The organism is Natrialba chahannaoensis JCM 10990 (assembly GCF_000337135.1).
Lineage (GTDB): Archaea > Halobacteriota > Halobacteria > Halobacteriales > Natrialbaceae > Natrialba > Natrialba chahannaoensis.
Map to the genome: position 1 here is coordinate 29520 of NZ_AOIN01000069.1, position 23664 is coordinate 53183.

The following is a 23664-nucleotide window of genomic DNA, read 5'->3' on the forward strand; positions in this document are numbered from 1 at the left end:
TCGAGTTGGTTCGTGGTTGGACTCGAGTCGGTGGAGCGGTTGGTGGTGGTGGTGCGTCGGGGGGTGTGGCGTGGTAGTGGTTTAGGGGCGTGTGCGTAGCGTGTTGGGGGCTTCGGGTTCGGGGCGTGTGGGTAGGGTCGTATCCGGCGCGTTAGGGGCGTGTCTGGTGCGTTGGGTGTGTTCGATCTGTGTTCTGGGAGTGGCTTTCGTCGAGTGGACAGCCCTAGCCGTGGACGCCAGCTGTCTCCGGTGGCTCGCTCCTGACGGTCTCGCCGGGGAGGTCCGCATCCGCCGGGAGCACCAGCCGACGCTCGGTGTACTCGAGTCCGTTCTTGCGCTGGGTGGTCCGGTGGACCGCGAGCCGGTGCTTCGACAGATCGAGGAGGGCGTCGATCGTTCTGGAGACGAGTTTCTTCGCGTAGCTCTCGCTCGTGCCGGGTTCCTGTCTGCGGATCCAGTGTTTCAGGTCGCTCGCCGTGACGTACTCGCGGACATCCTTACAGCCGGCCTGCCAGGGATCGTCGCCGAACTGCGGGTCGGTGCGAGCCTGCCAGAGCCGTGCGGCGAGTCGGGTGGGGAGAGCGTTTGCCGTTGCCCGGCGTCTATCCGCATCCATCCGGGCGAGTTGCTGGATCGGCAGCAGGTCGCCGAAGGCGAGTGTCGTGTGGCCGTCGTCTAACGGGTCCGCGCTCTCGGGCAGGCGGACGTAGGTCCGGCCGTCGTCCTTGGTGATCTGTTCGAGCTGGTTGCCGGGGACGTCGAGCTCGTGTGGGTCGATATGGTCGGCGGCGAGATGGGCACCCTTCTCGAGTTCGCGCGCCTGGAGTTCTTCGATGCGGGCCTTGTTGGTGGCGGCCTTCTTCAGGGCCGCCTCGAGTTTCGCGGTGTGGGGGTTGCACTGGCACGTGCAGTTGCACGCTGACTTGGGCTTGGACTCGGGTTCGGTGTCGGTGTTGGTGTCGGACTCGGACTCAGTCCTAGTATCGGACTCACCGCCTGACTCTCCCCCACCCTCCGATTCAAGACGCGCTTCGAGCCGATCACAATCACGCTCGAGTTCGGCGATTTGGTTGGACTTGCACTCGAGTTCCGACTCCAACGCTGCGATTCGTTTGTGGAGGGACTCGAGTGTGGGGTCGTCACTCATCGGGCTCACCTCCGGTGTCGTGGTCGTCGGGTGTGTTTTGGCTGGGCCGGGTGTCGTCAGGTGTGTTTTGGCTGGGCCGGGTGTCGTCAGGTGTGTTTTGGCTGGGCCGGGTGTCGTCAGGTGTGTTTTGGCTGGGCTGATCGTCGGCAGTCTCGTGGCTCGGCTGATCCTCTGTGGTGCTCTGATCAGGTGTCGAATGGTCTGCAGGGGTATCTGGCAATGCATCCGGCCCGGAGTAGGTGAGAACGTTCGCTGTGTCGGGTCGGTAGGGCATCGACGCCTCGGGGCCGATCGCGAGCAGGCCGACGTGGCTCGCCTCTGCTCTGATCTGTCGGAGGTGCCGGCGGAGTTCGCGGCGCTGGTCGGGCTCCAGGTGGTCAACGGCGGTCGCGTTCGGCGGGGTCGTCCTAGCGAGCAGTGCGCGCGTGATCGAGTCGATGTACTCGAGGTGCGTCTGGAGGGACTGGTTCGGGTCGATCGGTGCGTCCTGTCTGTCGGGGGTTTTAGTACCCCGTGTCTCGTCGTTTGACATGGCTTCCGTAGGGTAGATACGGGAGCTTCTCGCGGGCTTGGTGTCTACAGCACCGGCCCGCTGTTTCGGACCCTCAAGAGAGTCAGGTCCAGGTATATCTTCCCTAACAAGAGGACTATATTCCAGTTACTTAACTTCTAGCATATATGCCTCATGAATGGACCATATGATCCAAGAAGAGCCTGATCCGGAGCAATTAATCACCGAACAGATGTCCTCGGAGATATGCGAGCCCGTGTATCGTGGATGAACGAAGCTGACGATGCTATTCTAGAATACTTCCAAAAACTGGAGACAGACACGGATCATCGGATCGCATTACCACCGACCGCCGTCTGGTACAATCTCGTCGAAGAACTTAGTGTTCTTAACCGAAGTCAGAATACCATTTCTCGCCGCATGAATGTCCTTGCAGATGCTGGTTTACTTGAAAAGACTGACAAGAAGCGCGGCTATTACAAGATTACAGACTACGGTCTCTCCTACCTCCGAGGCGAACTAGAGGCACGCGAACTTGAGCGAGGTAAAAACTAGTGTTCTGTCAATTGTCAATTGAAGAAGGAGAGTCGGTAAAGTTTGGTGCAATGTTTACAGTTGTAATTGCCACTCGATCTGAGGATTCTTCTCATTTCGAGTACACCCATACAGCGACCTCTGAGTGGAGTGTCATTGCATCCGAAATCCAGTGGTCAAGGCTACTGACGAATTAGAGCGTTGATTCCGATTTCAGCCATGTTGAGCCGGCTGCCGCGAACCGGAGTAAAGTGAAACTTAAACCATTTGAGTATCTGATAGAAGACGACTGGTGGATACGTCTTGTACAGAGTATTGAGACGACATATGCTCAGATTACCCAAGACAACTTGAATGGGATCTGTGTTGAAATACTGTTCAACCAGTGCGTGCACCGCGTTTGCCTAGTCTTGTTTCATGCGGCGGTCTGTGACGGTTATCTCCTGCCAGCCAACGAGCGGTTCAAAATACACGAAGAGGTTGCGCGTCCCGCGAAGGTGAACAGAACATTCATCAAAACAGGCAACAGGACGGAGAGTCGTATGAGTTGTAGTAGAGGTCGAGAACGTCTCCCATTCGTGTGGCGAAATCAGCGTTGTTCTTGAGAGGAATCACACTATGGCTTGATTTCCACGGTTTTAGGTCGTGTTTATAACCAGACGAACCGTCTTGCGGGAGATCAACTTGATATCGATCGCCTCGGCCTTACCGAGTTTGTCGGTAAGAAACCGGAGCGTCCACTGGGAACACCCACGGGTCGCTGACTGCATGCCAATGCAACGAGCCGAGTTTCAGTAGCCACATCCAGTTTGCGTTCAGACGCGATCGGACTTGTGGCAATCTGCTGCCGCAAGCCCTTCTTCAGAGAAATGCTTCCGTGTTAGATGATCACAAGGCTATACTCCAGCACCTCGTTAATCTATGGATCTGACCAGCCGCCGTCGACCCTCAGCAAGATCCGTTCTCGGGTGAACTTTTGCACTCTTTCCTCTTCTGTTGAGAGAAGAATCTTCAATCCGGTTCACTTTTCCTCGCTGAGATCAGTGGTATGCTTCCTTTGATACATGTGCCTCATATATAACGATACTATAGACGGCTAGAACGATATCCTTAGCAGATGAATTTGACAGAGTGCTAGACACAGTCAACGGTCGTGCCATCCATCCAATATATGGACGCTAGCGAAGGTACTAAACTAGACCGCACCTACCACAATTTTAAAGTATAATACTATGCCATAAGAGGGTATGCCTAGTCCAAACGCAATTATACTTATATTTGACACACTGAGGGCAGACCATCTTTCTTGTTATGGAGGCCAGGTTGACACCCCCCATTTTGATCGATTGGCAGAACATGGCACGCTATTCGAATCAGCATTCGCTGCTGGTCCTGCTACTCCAATTTCACATGCGGCACTTTATACAGGTCAATATCCATCAGAGAACGGTGTCACCGGACAGTACCTTCAACTGCCGGAAAACGTTCCTGTAATGGCAGAATGGCTACAAAAAAGAGGATATGACACATATGGGATTACAGGGCCCGCAAAAATGGGATCAGATTGGGGGTATGATCGAGGTTTCAATAGCATGTTCGAGACATATTACGATCTTGGTAAAAGGCCATCAAAGAAATACTTTAAGAAGGTTGTTTCAGATAGGCTTGTTGCTAGAGATTTTATCCAGACTATGATCAAAGGTGGGAGAAGTTATACAAGTTTAAAATTTAATGTCTTGTGTGAGAAAATTAGAAATGATCTCACACACCCATTTTTTGCCCTTTGCAATGTTCTTCCTACACATCTCCCATATGACCCTCCACGCCCGTACAAGAAACAAAGGTGCTCTAACTATTCACGACCTCGATGGTTCTTTCTTGAATATTTGCTGAATACTAGTGGTGACATAAACAATAGCGAAATCAGATTGGATCGGATTAGACGCATTGAAGATGGTGAAGGTATTGGACAATTCTTAGCGAACCCAGACTGGCTCAATAATTCAGAAATTGAGTTGTTACAACGTTGGTATGAAGCCTCCGTCAAATATGCAGATGATATATTTGGCCGATTTCTTGAGTTTTATGAGAGAGAGCTTATTGAGGACACCATTTTGATTGTAACAGCAGATCATGGTGAGCAGTTAGGCGAAAAGGATATTTGGGAACATAGTCATTATTTATTTGATGAAACGATTCAAGTGCCACTACTTATAGCAGGACCCAGAGTACCAACCGGTGTTCGGCGTGGAGACCTAGCGTCATTGATTGACATCTTTGATACTGTTTGTGACCTTTGTGATTTAGAGACGCCAAATACAACCAGTGGCGAGTCACTATTTAGCGATGATCAACGTGAGAAAGTATTTATGGAATATGGAGAACGAGACCAGCAGGAATTTGCCCAAAACAGCAATCACGGACGATACTTGGATACAGAACAATTACGAGAATTTTCTGCCGGTCGAAAAGGGGTGAGAACAGATGAATATAAATTTGTCATGTCCTCAATTGACGAAGAGAAATTATATCGGATCCCTGGTGAAGAATTAATAGAAGACCCAGAAGATGATATGCTAGACAAATTTAGAAAAGATATAAAAACAATACTAGGTGATGAATTTGGAAGGTGGCCCGAAGGGGATCCATCTGAATTTGAATTAAGTAATGAAGTTGAAAAGAATCTCAGGGATCTAGGATATATTTGATAAGTAAGTCAGAAATAGGTAATTCTATACGATTCAACTATACGATCATAGCCCATGTCTGACAGTAATGAGAATGATTCGTTATCCTCAATAACGCGTGGAGCGTCATTATATTTCATCGGAAAAATCGTAGTGGATGTGCTTGGATTTGTTTTCCAATTAATTTTAACTCGTGGACTCGGAGCGGGTACTTATGGAATATATGCATATAGTAAAAACATCATCGGTATATTTTTGGTTTTCACTAATTTAGGTACCGATAAATCACTTCTTAAATACATTCCACAATATCATGATGAGCTTGAACGTCAACAGTTTGTATTAACACTCGCTACAATTACGTCATTGTGCGCGGCGACCATCGCAGCGGTTAGTCTATTTATATTCTCACCAACTATTTCTAGATTGACACTCAATAACCAACTCTTTGTAGATGTCTTACGATTCTTTGCCCTTATACTAATATTTGATACTATCTCAAGAATATTGTACAGTGTATTTAGGGGGGCAGAAAAGCTAGAGTACGAAGTATTAACAAACAAACTAGTTCGGCCAGTATTTCGAGTTAGTGCAGCTGTCTTGGCACTCGGACTAGGGTTTTCACTCATTGGAGTAATGGTTGGATTATTGTTCGCACATTTATTAACCCTAATTATATCAATATACTTGTTCTATACACGGTTCAAATTATCTCTGCCCCACTCATATTCAATACTAAAGGAAGGGAGTGTGAGAAGTTATTATAATTTTTCGATACCAATCACAGTGAAGGACGCAGGAGACATCTTAATGAACCGAGTGGACATTCTAATGGTGGGATTTTTTCTGTCATCTACCGCGGTTGGGATTTATAACATTGCCGTACTCCTTGCAGGAATACTGGCACTTCCATTAGCAGCATTTAATCAATTATTCCCTCCAGTTGCCTCCCGCCTATTATCTAATGAGAAACGCAGTGAGTTGAAATATTTGTATGAAGTCATAACTAGATGGGTATTCATAATTTCACTAATCATGGCGATCTCTCTCGTAACCTATCGATTTGAGCTACTATCACTATTTGGTGAAGAATTTACTGGTGGTTCTCTAGTGTTAACACTATTTGTTCTAGGGCAGTTAGTCCACAGTCTTGGCGGCGCAAATGGATACTTGTTAATGATGACTGATCACCAATATCTCCTCGCAGCAAACCAATGGGCATTCGGAATATTGAACTTCGTTTTGAATTATATTTTTATTGTGGAATATGGATTTATAGGAGCTGCGGTCGCTACCGCAAGTGTTTTTGCACTACTGAACATCACAAAGACAATTGAACTTTGGTATTTAGAAGGGTTGTTCCCATATTCGTTGTCTTTCCTAAAACCCATTATAGCAGGTATTTTTTCAATAATACCTATGCATATTATGGGCATGTTGTTAAATGGGATTTATTTAGTCTTTGTCGGCACTTTGATAGGGGTGCTAACCTATATTATAATAATTATTTCTCTAGGGGTCGAGGAAGAGGAAAAAAGTTTAATTAAATCACTTGTATAAGGATCGGTATTAGTAAGTAAGTGTAGCTTGGTTTATTTCGACACTGACCATGGTATCCACTATGTCCTTCCCCCATGTATTATTCCTGAGTGAAATGGACCATCTCAACGAAACCCATGGTATTGACGACATTGTCGTCAGTGTACGCGCCTGTCGGCGTGATGAGCATCGACACGCTTCCGCGATGGATAAAAATTTATTCTGGAAGTTAAGAAGATATGTATTGGGAACTTTCACTCACAGTCGTTGAATGGTGTTCTCTTCGAGATTTTCTGTGCAATGATCAGGTGCGTCTTGATCGAATACGATGAAATACATCGCCACGGACCTACAACTGGATTCGTCCCGCAGCAACTGGAACGGCGCGCTGTGAGCTGCGGCACTCACCTGCTTATTCGATTTTCGTCTACGTTGAGGAGTTGACTATGGAATTAATGTGCTCTCATTGACTGGTCTTCTTGAAGTTTTTCCCGGTGACTTTATCAACTCGAAATCGGACCGTTTTCGACGTGGTTTCGGTTGTTGTAGTTGAGCTGACCGCTCAATTCGTGATGGGCAAAGGAAGTCAGATAGGCACCAGAATCGGCGAGAAATTCTATCTCGTCAATATCGTGTTTCTCAATGAGTCGGTGCAGAAATGCCGCCGCGGACTCAGTCCCACAGCGGCTGTAGACGGCGATTTCAAGCAGTAGTCTTGGGTCTATGTTGATCACGGCGTATAACCACTTCTTTTCACCGTCGATCCCAATTTGTTTCTCGTAACCTCGACCCGCCGACGACAGAACCGTCGCGGGTCGCTCTGCGTGGAACGCTTTGGATGAGTATAGAGTAGTGGCGATCATGCGTCAGTCCACTATATCGGCAGCTTCTGAAGAGTGTATCAGGGACCACGAAATGAGTAAGTGGTTTTATGTACTTGTCTTGCTAATTGGTGCGCTATACACTCGTATAGAGAGCACTCAGCCATAGCCACTATGAATAGAGTAAATATACCTAAAATGAAAGAGAAGATATTAAAATCATACTATTCATTGTTCAATAATAATAGTTGGTCGCTTATAGAAGAAGACTGGGACAACATAATAATACTTGATGCATGCCGATATGATATGTTTGAAGATTTGAATTCTATAGATGGCCAATTAGAGAGTCGATGGACCTATTCGTCAAATACACCAGAATATATAGAGAACAATTTCGTTGATGAGACTTACAATAATACAATTTATGTAACTTCAAATCCAATATATAGAGTCGATGAATGGGTGTCTGGGAACATTAAAGGCAGTTTCGATAAAATTATTGATGTTTGGATAGAAGGATGGGACGATAAATTAGGCACAGTCCATCCAAGAACCATGTATGATACTGCAGTTGATGTAAACGAGTTATATCCGAACAAGAAATTGGTAATACATTTTATGCAACCACATTATCCATTCATTGGAAACACTGGAAAAGAGGAAATTGGAAAGCAGGATCTCCGGGGACGTGTGAAAGCATTAGAACAGGGGGATATTGATAACCCTCGAAATGTCTGGGAATTACTGGACCAAGGTGAAGTAGCTGTAGAAACAATTTGGAAAGCATATCGTGAGAATTTACAAATAGTATTAGAATACACTGAGAGGTTGGTTGAGGACCTATGTGGGAAAACAATTATAACTGCTGATCATGGAAATCTAGTGAGAGAAAGGGCTCACCCATTTCCATTCAAACTCTCTGGCCATCCAAAGGGAATATACACAGAAAAACTCGTAAAAGTCCCATGGCATACTGTAAAGTATGAGAGTAGGAAAGAAATTAGCGATGATAAATCTGAGAGAAGAAATGATATACAAAAGTCCGATGAATCAGTAGAAGAGCGTCTTTCTGATTTAGGATATTTATAGGTAATCCAAATGAAGATTTCATATATATCAAATTCCACAATACCATCGAGAACAGCGAATTCAGTACATGTAATGAAAATGTGTGAAGCCTTCTCTAAATTAGGCCATAGTGTCACACTATATTCATCGCCAGGAACTGATAAAGACCCTTTTGAATATTATAATATAGAACACAGATTCAAACTCCAATATTGCAGCCGACCAAACTATGGAAGGTTAGGTAATTTGCTCTACGCACGCAATGTGTGCAATAATCTAATAGAGTCAGATGTTATATATTCTCGATACATCTATCCAATGGCAATCTTGCAGAATACAGGTAGTAAACTAATTTATGAAGCACACCAACCCCCAGGGCATTTGTTTGGGAAATCAGTCGAAAAATACACATACGGGAAGGAGTCATTCGAAGTGCTAGTCACGATATCAAATAGTCTGAAGAACTACTATACTACTGAGTTTGGCTATGATGATACAGATAAAATAATTACTTTGCATGACGCTGCAGACCCTATTGATGAATCCGTTGAGAAAACCTCATTAGATCGTGCGACAAGTTTGCATAGATTACAAATTGGATATGTAGGTTCAACAAGTAAAGGAAAAGGAGTTGGGTTTATACTCACACTAGCCAAACATGTTAAAGACCACCAGTTCCATATAGTGGGGGGGAGCACGAAAGAAGTTGAATCTATGTATGGAGACATTCCTTCAAATGTGGCGTGCCATGGATACGTCCCCAATTCAGAAACCGGAAGATATATCAAAAGTTTTGATATATTATTAGCACCATATAGGGAAAAAGTGACCCCAGCGAACAGCGATCAGGATTTATCTAGATATATGTCTCCATTAAAGATTTTTGAATATATGAGTTCTGGTAATCCGATGATCTGTTCAGACCTGCCTGTTTTGAGAGAGGTATTAACTCATGGAGAAAATTGTTACCTAGCTGATTGCGGTGATGTACACGAATGGGAACAAGTAATCCGTACATTGGAAAATAGAAATATACGAGTAGAAATTGGGAATCAGGCTTACGAAACATTTGTAAATCACCATACATGGGAAAGAAGAGCACAGGAATTACTTAATTATCTATGAGCACACGTGCAAATACTAAGCTATTGTCGGTTGTGAAACACGGCCTGTTTTATCTATTAATAGGAGTTATTTTATTCTTATCAACATACTCTTTGCCAGTCGAAAGCTACAACCCCACCAATACTGCATATAGTGTATACTCCCATTTCATATTATTATTTACCACAATTATAATAGGAGTGTACTACCTCCATAACAATGCCGTGTTAGAACTCAACTTTACACTATTCATTTTTGGGGCAACGATATCGTTTGCTGCCATCTCATCCACTATTTATTATCATCATATCAGATTTGTGTCCACAATTCTCATTTGGAACCTTCTTTTATTCACTACTATTCTACTAATCGGTCTCTTACTGGATAAGCAAAAAATACCCAGAATGTGCGTGAGGTTTTTATTCTTATTTTCCTTATTTTCGTTGGTAATTTCATTGCTGTCTATGGTCCACCCACTGCAATGGGGGTGGATTGAAATAACCTACAATAGTGAATACCCACGTATAGCAGGATGGTTTGTAAATCCAAATTACTTGGCTCCCGTACTAGCTGTCGGCTTCTTAACTACAGTCCATTATTATGAGAAATATAACCATATCTACATCTATCCTAGTGCACTATTTATGATTGGAATGTTATTTACGGGTAGTCGGGGAGTCACTATTGCTGTAATTGTTGCAATACTCGTCTATTTTTCACTTGATCGTGATATAAGCATAGGGCGGATAGGATTATACTCTATAGCAGGGGTAATTATACTTGGGATATGCGTTCTTCTGTTTCAGCACACTACCAATGTTTTTCATCGGGAGACACCATTCGCTCGCTTGGAGATCTGGGCCGAGGGTTTCACAGTTCTTGCTAGTTCTTCCCCGTTTGAATTGCTACTAGGGAATGGACACCGATATTTTATCACTGAAGTCGGAGAATCCCCTCACAATGGTTATATACGGTTTTTGATCGACTATGGAATAGTGTTTTTAGTGCTATACTCTATATTGGTATATTATCTAGGCAGGTATCTCTATTTCTCACGTGAAGTAGACTCGTCATTTTGGTTATCAGTATTGGTGTTTTTATTAGTTCGAGATATGACTGATCAAGCAATATTCCATATTCGATTCGAAAGTTTTGTATTCATGTTAGTAGTGCTGGTATGTCATATTTGGCTCACCTCTAATTGGAACAGCAATCAAACTATAGACTGAACTACTTACTATAGACAGTGGTATCTATTTGAGTCTCTGATACAACTGTTGATATTTCTGAGACATACGAGATGCGCTGAGATTATTTGTTGCGGCTTCTCTGGAATTTCTGCAATTCATATTATTAAGGGAATCAAGCTTCCCGGAAAGATCCTCGTGGTCATATAGTTTGAACGTTCTCCCACAATTGTCATACTGTAGAATCTCATTATGTGGATTAATATTAGATAGACACACTACTAGCCCAGATGCAAGCGCCTCCATCACAGAGTTTGGAAGACCCTCGGACTTTGACGCCGAGACAAAGTAATCACTGGCCTGTAAGTAGTCGTCAACATTCTCAACCCATCCCTCGAAGAAAACACGACTCTCATCTTCGACGGCGTTCTCACACTCGTCTCGGAGCGGACCATCACCTAACATCACCAGGTAACCCCGATCACTCAATTCACTCTCGAAAAAACCGCGGACAACAGTCACGGGATCTTTCCGTTCGATAAGAGATCCTACTGAGATCACAATCGGTCCATCGTCTGGCAAACCAAGCTCCTCCCGCCGAGCAGATTGTTCCGAATCAGAGGCAGGAGTGTATGCAGTCGTATCAACTCCGTTCTGAATCGGAACAGCGTCGATACCACGTTCCGCCACCTTTGCAGCGATCGTTTCGGAACAAGCGACCGGGTACTGGAGTCGTTTTAGAATGTTTGTGTGAACGGCTGCCATCGCAAGACCCTGGGCTGTTCCATATTTTGCTGGATAGTCATCATACGCATCGTTCCGAATTGTCGCGACATGCGAGTACCCAGAGAGAAAGATCGTCGCAAGTGTGTCTGCTCGAATTCCCTGCGTATGAATCACGTCGGGATCGTAATTGTCGACTGCATTTCGAAGCTGATACGGACCAGTCAAGCCACCTTTGACCCGAGAAAGCCCCAGTGTCTCGTACTCAACATCCAACTCGAGAAACCGTTCGAGCTCGGAGTCTGAAGGCTCGGGTGACAATGTTAGCACTCGCGCATTGAACTCGTCGTCAAGATTTTTGAGTAAATAGTATAGCTGATTCGTCGGTCCACTCTGTCGGAGTGTCGAAACGATGTAGAGGAGATCGATGGCCATACGCGTATCTGTACCTATTGCGGCTAATAGATAATGGAATCGTCAGATGAAGGCCGGTTCGAAAATGACTATTGGGCTGGCCGAACTGGTGTTCACGTACCCGGATGAGTTTCAATCCACTTGAACGAAAGATTGCCGAAGCCCTCAACCGCTTTCCAGTGCTGAAACAGACGACCAAAGCACTCTACCAGCGAACGAACTATTTCGTTTTCGGCAATCGTGATTTCACTTCTGGTGTCCACACGGAAACCGAACTCCTCACCCCTGCAGAGTATGTTGAAGTGACCTCTTTCTCCGGGCCAGAGTTCTTTGGATACTTCGATACCACACCGTGGAATCGAAACGGCGACTCGTTGATCTATCACCGTCCGACAACAGAACCTGGCGTATCAATCCAGTTGTATCAAAACGGCCGCTCACAATCTATCGCAACCTCTGCGGCGTGGAACTACCAGCAAGGGTGTAGAACGAGATGGCACCCAACAGAAACTGACCATGTCGTATACAACGATATTCTAGACGGCTCTCTCGCCGCGACAGTCGTTGATACGACCGGAACCACGATACAAACGTACGATCGACCGCTGCAGGCGATGGCACCGACAGGACAGGAATTCATCTCACTCAATTACCATCGCCTCGACCGGAACCGACCCGACTATGGATACGGAATAGACGATGAAACGAAAATCGCCCAACCAACTGATGATGGACTCTGGAAAGTAGAGACAGAGACCAATACAGCCGAACTATTGATCTCGCTCGCGGAGCTCATCGATAACGAGGTTGCACAAGAAGATCACTATCTAAATCACGTCCTCTACAATCCAGCGGGAGACCGGTTTGTTTTCCTCCACCGATGGCGAGGACCACAGGGTCGCGTCTCCAGACTGTACGTCTCTGACCGAGACGGAAATTACCGGTTGCTCATGGACGACGATGTTGTCTCCCACTACTGCTGGCTCGACGAGACGCAGGTGCTCGTCTGGGGTCGTTCCAAGCAGCATGGAGATGGGTACCACAAAATCGATGTCGAGACTGGTGAACAACAATTTGTTCACCCATTGGATGGATACGGCGATGGCCACCCGTCAGTATCACCGAACGGCCGCTGGGTTGTCACAGATACGTATCCCGATCGCGGTCGTCGTCGGCATTTGCTCCTCTTTGACCAACACACAGACACAGTGACCGAACTTGGTCAGTTCTTCTCACCGTTTGGCTACGAAGGTGAAAATCGCTGTGACCTCCATCCACGTTGGAGCCCCGACGGGACTAAAATATCGATAGACTCCGCGCACGATGGGACGCGGAGAAGTTATATTCTCGATGTCTCTGCACTAGTGTCCGATTCGTCGCGAAGAAACGTCCGATAAATCCACCCTCGGACGTTATTCGGGAGTAGGCGAACGGGTATTCGGATTGCGACATTCCGTAGAAATTCGAACCACGAGATGGCACCCATTCTGAGGAATTCGCGTTGTAATTGAACTTCGAGTCGAGCATACGAGACGCCTCCTCTTCGCTCGTAGAGCCCGTCACCAGCTCGGCACTTGACGAGCACTGCAGGAATGTTCTCGATCGTGTATCCCTGAGAGAGCATTCGCATCCAGAGTTCGTAATCCTGCATCGAGCGATAGGGTCGATAGTTTCCCGCCTCTAACACGGACGAACGCCGAAACATGACGCTAGGGTGGTTTGTCGGCGACCGGAATCTAGCCATCCGAGCAACGGATTCTGAATCAGATGGGACTTCTCTCACGTTGTCAATAGCATCAGGTTGATCTCGAAATTCACCAACGTAACTCCCAACGACATCAACGTCAGGGTTCTCAAGTAGATAGGAGATTTGTGCCTCAAAGCGCTCTGGCTTCGAAATGTCGTCGGCATCCATCCGAGCGACGAACTCATAAGAACATGCTTCAAGCCCCGCCCGAAGTGCAGCACCGAGGCCTTGGTTAGATTCTAGTCTAACGAGAGTAAAGACCTCAGGATGCGAAGTTCTGAAACGCTCAATAACGTTCTCTAATTCAGTGGTCAGGGGGCCATCAGCAACGAGGACGATCTCTGAGGGGACTTCCATTTGATCGAGAACGCTATCAAGAGCGATAGTCAAATGATCTGGGTCGTCGTTCTCGTAGACGCTAATGAGCACCGAGAATTGACGTGTAGCCATCTTATGAGTTAAGAAGAGGTATGTTGAAATCGTCCGTGGATTGTACACCGTCGATGGAATACTGAGTCATCGTAATTGGAACCACCACATTGTTCGCACTGATCGAATATTCACAGATTTATACTGCCATCGCTAATGAGTTCCCCTTCGAATCAATGACTGAGGCCTATCCGTAACGGACTAGACAGAACGAAGATGCAGAGGCAGAGGAACTGTTCGGCTATATCCGTTTACCTGGTCAGGACACCCGACACGAAATTCCTTCGTTGTCTCGAATGATAGATGTCTTCCCTGACTAGTACACTCTATGACGATTCGTATGTAGTAGGTTACTGAAAAAGAGTGTACAGGATAGACATTGTTCTTGCTGTTGCGAAGAGGTTTTGATATCTAGTCAACACCGTACTGGTATGACTCATGACCGTGATTGTCCCTTGTGCAGGTCAACAAGCAAAACGGCAGCCAAACAGTACGAGGGATCAGCAATTGGAACATGTGACCGATGCGGGTTTTTATATGTACTAAATCCTGAATCGGACACTGCATCAGAGTCACAGACAGAAATAGACCAAGCTAGACACACTACAATCCCAGCACCTCGACGGAGGCATTACTATATATCGAACTTGATTGAGCAAACAGTTGGTAAAGGGGCAGAGGTACTAGAGGTTGGTTCTGGATATGGTGGTCTAGGGAAACTACTAGAGAAGAATCAACACACGTATCTCGGTTTTGAACCGAGTGATATACGGTCAAAGATAGCGTCTGAAGGAGGGTTAGATGTTATAGATTCGATATTCGATCCGTCGAAAGTTGACCAGTCTTTCGATGCGATCGTGATCGACAATGTTCTTGAACATGTTCTAAATCCGACTGAGTTGATCACGGATGCCGCAGAGGTAGTTAGTGACGAAGGAATTGTGATTGTCATTGTTCCGTCTCGATATGACCTTCGACGTCTTCACCCGGGCTGGAACGACGACAATTTCTGGATTCCAGCTGCGCACATCAACTTTTTCAGACCAACAGATCTGAGAAGGGTATATTCGAAAGCAGGTCTTCGAATGATCCCGTTCCCGTGCTCTTCGATCGAAGGGAAACAGTCAAAAGATGTCTTATTTAAAGCAAAGTCCTTGATCGATTCGACAGGATACTACCCACTCTCGCTATACACATATGGTACGAAAGCACGTTGATTTTTGACATCCATAGATCCCAGTCAGAAGGAAAGATCATGCTTTCATGGAGTGATAGCCACGTTCTCGGCTTGAGTTAGAAAGCAGCACGACCGGAAAGATTAGGATCCATTCGAACCGTGACGACCGTCACGTCGTGTCCCATCGCGGCCTGGTCTCGACTCATCGCGTGGACGTGATACGGTCCGCCGCCTTTCGCGTCGGGATAGATCTTCTGTGCGACCCGTAGAATCCGCATTGGTACTCGCATACGTGAGTCGCATGTTATGTTATTCGGTTCGAAACGGGGACAACCGGGACCATCCAGTCGCAAGCTCAAAGTCGAACTCGGTCACAGGCTGGCCATGCGTGAGCTGTGGACCTGTTCCGGTTGTTCACTTGGAGAGTCTCCGGTCTCCCGGTACGAATGTAGAGGAAGCCTAGCGAACGGTGAACAGTACGGTTGCTTGCGATGGTTACATAGCGACAGCCTTGCGTGACCAACAAGCTGTTTCGAAGACATCGTCAGAAAACTTATTATGGAATTCACCGGGATATTACCTATGAAACGCAGGAACTTTGCGTATGGCTGTGGATTGTTAGCTGTCCCGAATGTGCTCTCAGGGCGCTCAGTAGACCAAATCACACAGGAAGGGGAGGATCATACTGAGACAGAAAAGACTGAGACCACACACATTATTGTTAACGAGAGTTCAGGAACGATCGAGGGTGAAATCTCTTTCAAGCGCTCTGAAGATAGTCCCGAAGACGCTGAAGAATTTGTAGTCGATGCTGAAGCAACTGAACGCATTTCAGCGAACGTCTCAGCGGAAAGAGAGTACCAAATGACTATCGATGGAGAAATAATTTCGACAGAAACAACGTTCACGGGCTCGGAAGCTGAAGCCACAACAAAAGTTCCCTTCAAAAGAACGCAGTCAATTGCCGCTGCTGCTGAACCGGTATTCGTGGTCGTCACCCATGAGTCGGTAACTATTGGGCGCGTTCAGGATTGACGACCGTGATTTGTACCGATTCTCGCAAAGGTGCGTCAATATGAGGCACCAGGAAACCGAGAACCATGTTTTGGACGGCAGGTTGAGTACGGATTTGGGCCGAGACTGGTCCGGCAGTAGTCACCGTTCCAGCGCACTAAGATCGGGGAGACGATAGGAATCGACTGATGAATCGGTGTAATGAACAGGTTCGTACTGTTCAAGGTGCTCGTTTCGAACGGTTTGACGGAATGTTCCAGTACCAAGAATCTTGACAGACTCGGGTGGTTCAAGTCCCATCTGAAGATAACAGTCCCGTGTCTGGCACAGGAGGTGATGGACGACAAGCATCTGAAACCCTTCGACAGGGAGATACGCTTCCCAAGGCGCGTCGATGGGAGACAGTTCTAACCGGGCGTCAGGCGCACCCATATCGGATCGTCTGGGATCACGTTTCTCGTCTCCGGTACGTGTCTGGTAGAGCACACCGAGGTCAGAAACATCGGCAATTGTGAAGCTCTCAGCATTGACTCCAGACTGTTCGAGCGCTTCCCTAATGGCTTGAGTTACCTTTGCCCGATCATGGCTCGCCTCCAACACTGCCGCGAGAGACCGAACTACCTGCTGACCAAGGAGTGACTCCAGATCAATGTCTAAATAAACGTACTGCAGGTATGCCGTTAGTCCGTCGGCCTCCGGCGGATCGATCACTGGGTGACTATCTGCGTCAATGGTGCTTCGGAACTGCTGGTAATACGTTCCGAAATGGTGCTCGAATGTCTCCGTTGGCAGGTCAGCGATACTAGCAGCGACAACTGCAGGGCCCTCTGGCGTCTGCCATGGCTCGAGCGTCGGATGTCCACGTTCACGGTAGACATGATAGCGAGCAAATCGTCGAGATTGTGCAACATGAACGTTCTCTTCATCTGTTCGTTCGGACCCTTTGTCAGGGTAGGTATCTTGCTGATGTGAATAGATGTCTCCATTACGCTCGACTTGTATATCATGCTCAATCCGATTATTATCGACGATCGTAACTCCAGTGACAAGATCGTCTTCCCCGTATATTGTTCCATCCATAGCTAATTACTGTAGATCTCGAGGTTCGGTTTCGCCCAGATCTTCTGCCCAGTCGGGTTCATGACCGAGGTTCCGAAGAATGTTTGCGAGCAGGTCCTCGTGGCCAGCAGCAGCGAAGATACGTCGCCAAATCTGTGGATCAAGTTTGCGATAGGCTAATCGTTTCGCGGTGAGCCCTGTCGCGGCTGTAACACTCGCTGCTCCAGTAATCATTGCTGTCTCTGGGTCAGTGAGCCCCGTCTCGAGAGCACTCGTCTGGACTAGAGCCGTGATTATTCCTGTCGAAATACCCGCTTTCGCTGCGCCTTTCAAGAGTTTCCGAAGGGTAATCCCCTCATCGTCTTCGGTATCGTCCTCGAGTTCACGTATCTGCTCGACCAGAGGGCCACCAGCACCAGGGACAGGTGCGCCGGCCCCAGTTCGTTGGATGTGAATATTTGTCCCCATCCGATTCACGACCAGTGGTTCGTCACCCGAGAGCGCCTGCTGTGCTGCTTCGTCAGCGTCCCGCTCCAACTGCGGATCGGGATCGATCTCGAGAGCAGCACCTTCCTGGGGCATCATGCTGATTGCCGCGCCAGTCTGCTGGCGAACGTGTGCCAACTCGTGAGCCAGCAGGAACTGACCTTCGCCCGACTCGGGATCATACTCGCCGGCGTTAAACACAATGTCGTTCCCACAGGTGAACGCTTTCGCGTCGATCGCGTCAGCTGCCTGCGCAGCCTTCCCACCAGTATGAATCCGGACGTTCGAGAAGTCCGCGTCCATGCGCTCTTCGAGTGCCCGCTGAATCGGCTGCTCAAGAGAGCGACCACCCTCGCCTAGCACGTCAAGGACAGTATCAGGAACCTCGTCCTGCGTGGTGTCGGTTCCTTTGAGTGCGCGCTGGATGTGGTGGTCGCGCGTTTCGGTCTCTGTTGCAGTGGAACCGTAGCCCGGAACAACGGGTTCGGCCGGCGGCGTTGCTTCGGGTGACGCATGTGCATGTGCATGTGCATATGGGTCCGGAGCGTTCGGGACGGATGCTCCAGAGATACCAGGGTCAGGTTGTGCCGACGGCATTCGGGCGATAGGCTGGCCGCCAGCCTGCGACTGCGACGATTGCCGCTGCTCGTGTCCGTCCTCGCTCTCGGAGTCCGAGTCGGTTCGAGTCCGACGTTTCTTCATGGTGCGTCCCTCTGGACACCGTCGATTCGAAGCGAGCGGATCATACACGAACTCTTGAAGTCTTGGCACATTAATACTTGTTTCCTGGAAAGTGAGAACTGGCAACAGACAAAGCACACCCACAACTGATCACGGCTCAGTTCTACTCGAGCCCCTGGGTATAGCAAGTCGTGTAGAGTGCACTCGAGTTGTGACGAGAATAGCACTCGAGACCGCTTGGACAGAGCGTACGAAACAGTTCGACCAGCGAAGAGTGCGTAGAAACGGGTATCCAGTTACAGGTGAAACGATAGCGTATGACGACGGAAATAAAGATACCCGAGGACGCGAAATCGCGGCTCGAGGAACTCCAAGCGGAGGTCTGACTCCAGATGGGACGGACCGTCACGCAACAGGAACTGTTGACGCGTCTCATCGACGAGGCGTACGAATCACGCAGTGAGGTGATCGATTCGTTCAGAGAGTCGTCCGTACCCCTCTCGGAAGACGAAAAAGAAACAATGCGTCGTGATCGGTTCCGGTCGGGCGTCGAAACGGACGAGAGCGACATCGACGACGTGCTCTACGGATAACGATCTGTATCGGTACCAGCCTTCTCGATGCGGAGCAGGATCTGGATGCCTCGAGACACAGTGCAGCGAACACAGCTCCAGAATAGAGGGGAAACAGTTATTTGTGGGACGGACGTCTCACACAGTAATGAGTACTGACACCAGTGATGCCGATAATGGTAACGGCAACGGGACCACCAAGATCGACATCCGGGTTCCAAACAGGCTCCTCGAGAAGATCGACGAGGAGTACGAGCGTCGGGGGTACACCTCGCGGTCGGAGGCGGTCCGCGACGCACTCCGCGACTGGATTGATCCACCAACGAGACTTTCCGATGAAACGCTCGAGGAACTTGTAAAGAGCCGCGAGCAGCGAAAGCAGGGTGAAACGCAATCAGCTGATGATGTTCGTGATCGCCTCGGCTTGAATGACTGACGTCGAGTACACCGAACAAGCGATCGGCCATCTCGAGAACCTAGACCCGCAAGTCGCCGATCGTGTGATGAACAAAGCTGATGAGGCGACTGACTGGACCGAACATCGACTCGAGCGTCTTTCCGGCTACCCATATTATAAACTTCGTGCCGGTGACTACCGAGCGATTATCACTTGGGATCGCGACGACGATATTCTCATCGTCGAGGCGGTCGGTCACCGACGGAAGGTGTATGATCGACACCTTCCCCCATGATACCTCTGGAAACGAGATCACTGGAACCAAAATTGACGATCCCGTAGAGTGGGACAGACAGTCGTTGGGGAAGGCTCCCGTCCAGTTCGCAACCTATATGGATAAATCAGTCACCTGAGTTGCGTCATTCGGTTCCGTTCTCACTCGCTTCGATCCACTCGTCGCGATTCTCCGCTCTGTAGAGGTCGTTAAAGAGCTGATTGGCTCCGTGGACGTCGTACGCTTGTCGAAGGCGTTCAAGGTCGTCCGTGAGTGCCCAATAAGCCCCCTTGTGCCGGACGAGGGCGCGGTCCTCGAGGCGGGAAAGTACCATGACGATCAAGTGGACGAGATGCAAGATGCAATCGAGACCGCTGATCAGGCAGGCCGTGACGAAGTCCGTGGGGTCGCGAAGCGGTCCGAATGATTGTCGACATGGGCTTCGTTTTGGATGGTAGCGACGATGTCGAACCAGTCCGTGCCGGCAACAGCCACTTCGAGACGATTCCTGGCGTCACCAACGAAAGCTACCGATAGCTGCCGCTCATCGGCTCAGACGAACGCATGCTCTTCCTCGGGATCGATATAGTTCGGATACATTTCGAGGCGCTTGTACTGCTCGGCGGCTTCGAAATCGCCGTAGCCGAGGATACGGAACGGTTCCGGTGGCTCGAGTCCCATTCGGATGAAGGCGTCGCGTACCTGGCAGGCCAGATTATGGTTGACGTAGTCCTGGAACTCGGCGAGGCTACCGACATCCATCACTGGCAATTCGATCCGTGTGTCGGGCTCCCGATCGAACGGCTCGGCAGCGTCCGTGACGTGTTCCGCACCCCGGTTGTCGAGATAGGCCATGTGGAGCGACGAGACACCGGCAAGTTGGAGGCCGTCGGAGAGGTCACTATCAGCGGCGTCGGCCAGTGCTCCCAGTTCTCGAGATGCAGCGGTCCATCCATCGAGGTTGACCGTGTCTCCATCATCAAGCGACATGGTGTCTAACCGATCCGGCGAGAGATCCAATCCGTGTCGAGTAGCGATCGCTTCAGCTTCCTCGCTGAATTCGGTCTCGAACGGATCCAATCCCAGATAGACGTTCTTGCGGTAGAGCACTGAGTCGGGGCTGGACGCTGCCGACGGAATCTCGACGACACGATCAGTGCTAGAGTCGTAACTTCGAAGCTGTCGATACAGGTCGCCAAAGTGTTGTTCGAACTCAGACTCGGTGAGTTCGGCGATAGCCACCCGAACAGCGTTGATACGCTCCGGATGGATTCGGCGAGGCTTCATCGTATCGTAGCCCTGCTCGCAGTAGACGTAGTATTGGGCAAATCGACGTGCCTGTTCGACGTATTCGTTGCCCTCATCACTGCGTTTAGCAGCTTTGTCTGGATATTCGTCTTGAAGGTGGCTGTTTATTTCGCCATTGTGTAGAACACCGATCTTGTGTTCGACACCAGTATTGTCCACAACCTGGAGTCCAAATCCACGGTCAGTTTCTTTTTTGATGTCTGCTATCATATTTAGAAGTCTGTCTCCTCGGATTTCAATCCAGTATCCTTTCCACCGAAGCGCTGACGGAGCTTCTCGTCGATCAGTTTCTCGACGGATTGTGTGACACCACTGAGTTGATCGAGCGATACATCCGGAATTTCGGCGTTGGCGATCGTATCCCGCCCCTTCCCCCAGAGTTTTCCGTACAGGGTTTTGCCGACATCAGAAACGGCCCCACCGGCGAGTGCCCCTAATACCGGGTTTGCGGTGACAGCACTGACTGCTAGACCAGCAGTGCCGCCGACAACACCGGCCCCCGCAGCTTCACCGACGCGATCGGTCATGCTTCGTTCGGCGTTGACAGCGTTGAATAGTTTTGCCTGATTTGTCTTGATCTGGCGCACCTCTTCAGCTAAGGCCTCAGGAGTGGCTTCGACCTCGTCAAGTACCAGTTCGCCACCGTCTCGATCGTCGTTCCCACTGAACGGGTTCAGTTCACCGAGTGCTGTTCGTTGGATGTGTACATCTGCTCCCATCCGATTGACGGTCAGCGGACCATCACCCGACAGCGCCTGTTCGGCGGCCTCGTCAGCCTCGCGCTCTAACTGCGGATCCGGATCAATTTCCAAATCCGCCCCTTCCTGGGGCATCATGCTGATCGCCGCGCCAGTTTGCTGGCGAACGTGAGCCAACTCATGCGCGAGCAGGAACTGTCCTTCACCAGACTCAGGATCGTACTCACCAGCGTTAAACACGATATCGTTCCCGCAGGCGAACGCCTTCGCGTCGATTGCATCCGCGGCTTCAGCTGCTTTCGCGCTCGTATGAATCCGCACGTTCGAGAAATCCGCATCCATGCGCTCCTCGAGTGCCCGTTGAATCGGTTGCCCGAGGGACTTCCCACCGTCGCCCAGTACCTCGAGGACAGTATCCGGTACTGCGTCCGGGTTCGTCCCGGTTCCCGCAAGGGCACGCTGAATGTGGTGGTCGCGCGTTTCGGCCTCTGTTTCGGGAGAGTGGTAGCCCGGAACGACGGGTTCGCCCGGTGGCGTTACTTCGGGTGACGCATGTGCATGCGCATATGGATCCGGAGCCTGATGGACAGGGCCCCCAGAGAAAGCAGGGGCAGGTTGTGTCGAGGGCATTCGATTAATTTGCTGGCTGGACTGTCCAGTCTGGTTCGACTGTGCCGATTGGTGCTGTCTGCGTTCGTCCTCGCTTTCGGCGTCCGAGGCCGTCCGTTTCCGACGACGTTTTCGCTTCTTCATGTCTCGTCCCTCCAGATACCGTCAATTCGGGCCGTTCTAGTCATACACGAACTATTGATTCTACATTATATTAATTTTACCTCCTTACAATAGGAAGCCAACAAGAGACGAAATACAACGGCGACAACCGATCGCAGCTCGATCCAACTCGAGTCCGGTAAATCGATGGGCACTCGAGTTGTAATGTGACAGCGAGTACGTATCGGGTGACAGGGTCCGGGTGTGGGGTCTGAAGTGGGGCGTGTGAAGACACAGATCCAGTTCTGAAAACACAACCACCAAGTAGCACATCTGAGAGCACGAATACGAAAACGAATGCGCCTCGCGACTCGACTCGGTATCGCCCTCGTCTTACTCCTCACCCTAATGGGCCTCGGGGTCCACTACGGAGCCACCTACGACGAGAACTGGCCCCACCCCTCCGGTGACCAGCTACAGGACAACTACGACGAGTTCACCGACGACCACCAGCTCGTCTCCGGCGAGGTCCAGTCCATCTCCGAGGACACGATGACGATCCACGTCACCGACTCGGCTAACGAGGTCGCGGCCGAACTCGAGATCACCCATCACGACGCCACCGACCAGGTCCAACCCGGAGGATACGTCCAGGTCTACGGTGTACTCGAGTCCGACCGAACGATGACGGCCGACGAACTGGTCGTCGTCAACGAGAACGAAACTGCCCAGCAGTACAAGCTACTCACCTCCATCGTTGGCGTCCTCCTCGCAATCGCCTACTTCTTCCACCATTGGAAACTCTCCCTCACCAAGCTCGGCTTCGAGCCACGAACAACCGACCAGGAGGACACACACGATGGCTGAACTCCTCTCACACGTCCTCATCGCCTACGTCCTGTTCACCATCGCGAGCTGGCGACTCGAGTGGCTCACGAAACGCTGGGTTGCGATCGGGATGATCGGTGCGCTCCTCCCAGACCTCAACCGAATCGGCATGTTCGTCGACGACGCCACCATCGAGACCACCCTGGGAGTCCCCTTCGGGGTCGACGCACTCCACACGCTCGGTGGGGTCATTCTTCTCTCTGGAATCGGCGCATTGGTCCTCACAGAAGCCCACAGACGGGCCTTCAGTGTTCTCCTGGCAGGCGCACTCACACACCTCATCACGGATGGTCTCAAAGCATACGCGGACGCCGAAGCCGGTGCCTGGCTCTACCCGTTCACGTGGTACCGCCACCCGACGCCGAATCTGTACGTCTCTACCGACCAGAGTGTGCTCCTCGTCACGGGAACACTCGCCGTAACCGTCTTCCTCTGTGACAGGTACTGGAGCGACCAGTAGTGAACGGACTCGAGTACTCCGCCAA

At 49.5% G+C, this 23664-nt stretch carries 23 protein-coding genes and 2 pseudogenes; 13 read left to right on the forward strand and 12 right to left on the reverse strand.

The annotated features are described in order from the left end of the window. Positions 1-223 precede the first annotated feature (223 nt). Both C482_RS13300 and C482_RS13305 read right to left on the reverse strand, forming a co-directional pair. On the reverse strand, positions 224-1147 hold the full coding sequence (locus tag C482_RS13300) for a hypothetical protein (RefSeq protein ID WP_006168157.1): 924 nt from the start codon (positions 1145-1147) through the stop codon (positions 224-226). After that, complete coding sequence (locus tag C482_RS13305; RefSeq protein WP_006168158.1) at positions 1140-1679, reverse strand: hypothetical protein; 540 nt, start codon at positions 1677-1679, stop codon at positions 1140-1142. The genes C482_RS13300 and C482_RS13305 overlap by 8 nt, the downstream gene beginning before the upstream one ends. A 246-nt stretch (positions 1680-1925) precedes the next feature. Between C482_RS13305 and C482_RS13310 the strand changes: the two genes are divergently transcribed. The 3 genes from C482_RS13310 to C482_RS20510 all read left to right on the forward strand — a co-directional run bounded on the left by C482_RS13310 (position 1926) and on the right by C482_RS20510 (position 6439). Next, positions 1926-2213 (forward strand): winged helix-turn-helix domain-containing protein, encoded by a 288-nt coding sequence (locus C482_RS13310; RefSeq protein ID WP_241431927.1) that lies wholly within the window; start codon positions 1926-1928, stop codon positions 2211-2213. Between the two features lie 1226 nt (positions 2214-3439). Next, positions 3440-4900, forward strand: a complete 1461-nt coding sequence (locus tag C482_RS20505) for a sulfatase (protein WP_006168160.1) — start codon at positions 3440-3442, stop codon at positions 4898-4900. A gap of 54 nt (positions 4901-4954) precedes the next feature. After that, positions 4955-6439 carry a flippase gene (locus tag C482_RS20510; RefSeq protein ID WP_083858621.1) on the forward strand — a complete coding sequence of 495 codons (1485 nt, stop codon included), beginning with the start codon at positions 4955-4957 and terminating at the stop codon, positions 6437-6439. Between the two features lie 503 nt (positions 6440-6942). Here C482_RS20510 and C482_RS21535 read toward each other — a convergent pair. After that, a pseudogene (locus C482_RS21535) lies at positions 6943-7265 on the reverse strand (IS6 family transposase); the annotation flags it as partial. A gap of 148 nt (positions 7266-7413) precedes the next feature. On the opposite strand from C482_RS21535, the gene C482_RS21205 reads away from it, so the two are divergent. The 3 genes from C482_RS21205 (at position 7414) to C482_RS22865 (ending at position 10643) form a co-directional block, all read left to right on the forward strand. Beyond that, the gene (locus C482_RS21205) at positions 7414-8331 is read left to right on the forward strand and encodes a hypothetical protein (protein WP_152422008.1); all 918 of its coding nucleotides are present in this window, start codon (positions 7414-7416) and stop codon (positions 8329-8331) included. Positions 8332-8403: 72 nt separating this feature from the next. Next, on the forward strand, positions 8404-9435 hold the full coding sequence (locus C482_RS20515) for a glycosyltransferase family 4 protein (RefSeq protein ID WP_275039631.1): 1032 nt from the start codon (positions 8404-8406) through the stop codon (positions 9433-9435). 623 nt (positions 9436-10058) lie between these two features. Beyond that, complete coding sequence (locus C482_RS22865; RefSeq protein ID WP_394295542.1) at positions 10059-10643, forward strand: O-antigen ligase family protein; 585 nt, start codon at positions 10059-10061, stop codon at positions 10641-10643. 24 nt (positions 10644-10667) lie between these two features. On the opposite strand, the gene C482_RS13330 is transcribed toward C482_RS22865, so the two are convergent. The 3 genes from C482_RS13330 to C482_RS20520 form a co-directional block, all read right to left on the reverse strand. Beyond that, entirely contained in the window at positions 10668-11759 is a 1092-nt protein-coding gene (locus tag C482_RS13330) for a glycosyltransferase (protein ID WP_006168163.1), read from the reverse strand. A gap of 806 nt (positions 11760-12565) precedes the next feature. Continuing rightward, positions 12566-12847 carry a hypothetical protein gene (locus C482_RS21540; RefSeq protein WP_161605603.1) on the reverse strand — a complete coding sequence of 94 codons (282 nt, stop codon included), beginning with the start codon at positions 12845-12847 and terminating at the stop codon, positions 12566-12568. A gap of 230 nt (positions 12848-13077) precedes the next feature. Continuing rightward, positions 13078-13935 (reverse strand): glycosyltransferase, encoded by an 858-nt coding sequence (locus tag C482_RS20520; protein WP_152422009.1) that lies wholly within the window; start codon positions 13933-13935, stop codon positions 13078-13080. A gap of 410 nt (positions 13936-14345) precedes the next feature. Between C482_RS20520 and C482_RS20525 the strand changes: the two genes are divergently transcribed. Continuing rightward, positions 14346-15131, forward strand: a complete 786-nt coding sequence (locus C482_RS20525; protein ID WP_083858623.1) for a class I SAM-dependent methyltransferase — start codon at positions 14346-14348, stop codon at positions 15129-15131. 97 nt (positions 15132-15228) lie between these two features. Here the strand turns inward: C482_RS20525 and C482_RS21210 are convergent. After that, positions 15229-15369, reverse strand: a pseudogene (locus C482_RS21210) (glycosyltransferase family 1 protein); the annotation flags it as partial. A gap of 304 nt (positions 15370-15673) precedes the next feature. Here C482_RS21210 and C482_RS13340 point away from each other — a divergent pair. Next, positions 15674-16126 (forward strand): hypothetical protein, encoded by a 453-nt coding sequence (locus C482_RS13340; protein ID WP_152422010.1) that lies wholly within the window; start codon positions 15674-15676, stop codon positions 16124-16126. Positions 16127-16246: 120 nt separating this feature from the next. Here the strand turns inward: C482_RS13340 and C482_RS21215 are convergent, their stop codons facing one another. Together C482_RS21215 and C482_RS13355 are read right to left on the reverse strand one after the other, a co-directional pair. Next, complete coding sequence (locus C482_RS21215; RefSeq protein WP_152422011.1) at positions 16247-17185, reverse strand: hypothetical protein; 939 nt, start codon at positions 17183-17185, stop codon at positions 16247-16249. Between the two features lie 6 nt (positions 17186-17191). Continuing rightward, the gene (locus C482_RS13355; RefSeq protein WP_006168170.1) at positions 17192-18352 is read right to left on the reverse strand and encodes an eCIS core domain-containing protein; all 1161 of its coding nucleotides are present in this window, start codon (positions 18350-18352) and stop codon (positions 17192-17194) included. Between the two features lie 371 nt (positions 18353-18723). Here C482_RS13355 and C482_RS13360 point away from each other — a divergent pair, with 371 nt between their 5' ends. From C482_RS13360 to C482_RS13370, 3 genes are all read left to right on the forward strand, one after another. Next, positions 18724-18924, forward strand: a complete 201-nt coding sequence (locus C482_RS13360) for a hypothetical protein (protein ID WP_006168171.1) — start codon at positions 18724-18726, stop codon at positions 18922-18924. Between the two features lie 127 nt (positions 18925-19051). Continuing rightward, positions 19052-19339: a ribbon-helix-helix domain-containing protein gene (locus C482_RS13365; protein ID WP_006168172.1), complete on the forward strand. Its 288-nt coding sequence runs from the start codon at positions 19052-19054 to the stop codon at positions 19337-19339. Further along, positions 19332-19595, forward strand: a complete 264-nt coding sequence (locus C482_RS13370) for a type II toxin-antitoxin system RelE family toxin (RefSeq protein ID WP_006168173.1) — start codon at positions 19332-19334, stop codon at positions 19593-19595. Before C482_RS13365 ends, C482_RS13370 begins: the two co-directional genes overlap by 8 nt. A 124-nt stretch (positions 19596-19719) precedes the next feature. Here the strand turns inward: C482_RS13370 and C482_RS13375 are convergent, their stop codons facing one another. From C482_RS13375 to C482_RS13385, 3 genes are all read right to left on the reverse strand, one after another. Next, on the reverse strand, positions 19720-19908 hold the full coding sequence (locus C482_RS13375) for a hypothetical protein (protein WP_241431928.1): 189 nt from the start codon (positions 19906-19908) through the stop codon (positions 19720-19722). 218 nt (positions 19909-20126) lie between these two features. Beyond that, on the reverse strand, positions 20127-21092 hold the full coding sequence (locus C482_RS13380; RefSeq protein ID WP_006168175.1) for a hypothetical protein: 966 nt from the start codon (positions 21090-21092) through the stop codon (positions 20127-20129). Positions 21093-21094: 2 nt separating this feature from the next. Continuing rightward, positions 21095-22333: an eCIS core domain-containing protein gene (locus tag C482_RS13385; RefSeq protein WP_006168176.1), complete on the reverse strand. Its 1239-nt coding sequence runs from the start codon at positions 22331-22333 to the stop codon at positions 21095-21097. Positions 22334-22648: 315 nt separating this feature from the next. On the opposite strand from C482_RS13385, the gene C482_RS13390 reads away from it, so the two are divergent. Continuing rightward, positions 22649-23158: a hypothetical protein gene (locus C482_RS13390; protein WP_006168177.1), complete on the forward strand. Its 510-nt coding sequence runs from the start codon at positions 22649-22651 to the stop codon at positions 23156-23158. Then, complete coding sequence (locus tag C482_RS13395) at positions 23151-23639, forward strand: metal-dependent hydrolase (RefSeq protein WP_006168178.1); 489 nt, start codon at positions 23151-23153, stop codon at positions 23637-23639. Before C482_RS13390 ends, C482_RS13395 begins: the two co-directional genes overlap by 8 nt. Positions 23640-23664 lie beyond the last annotated feature (25 nt).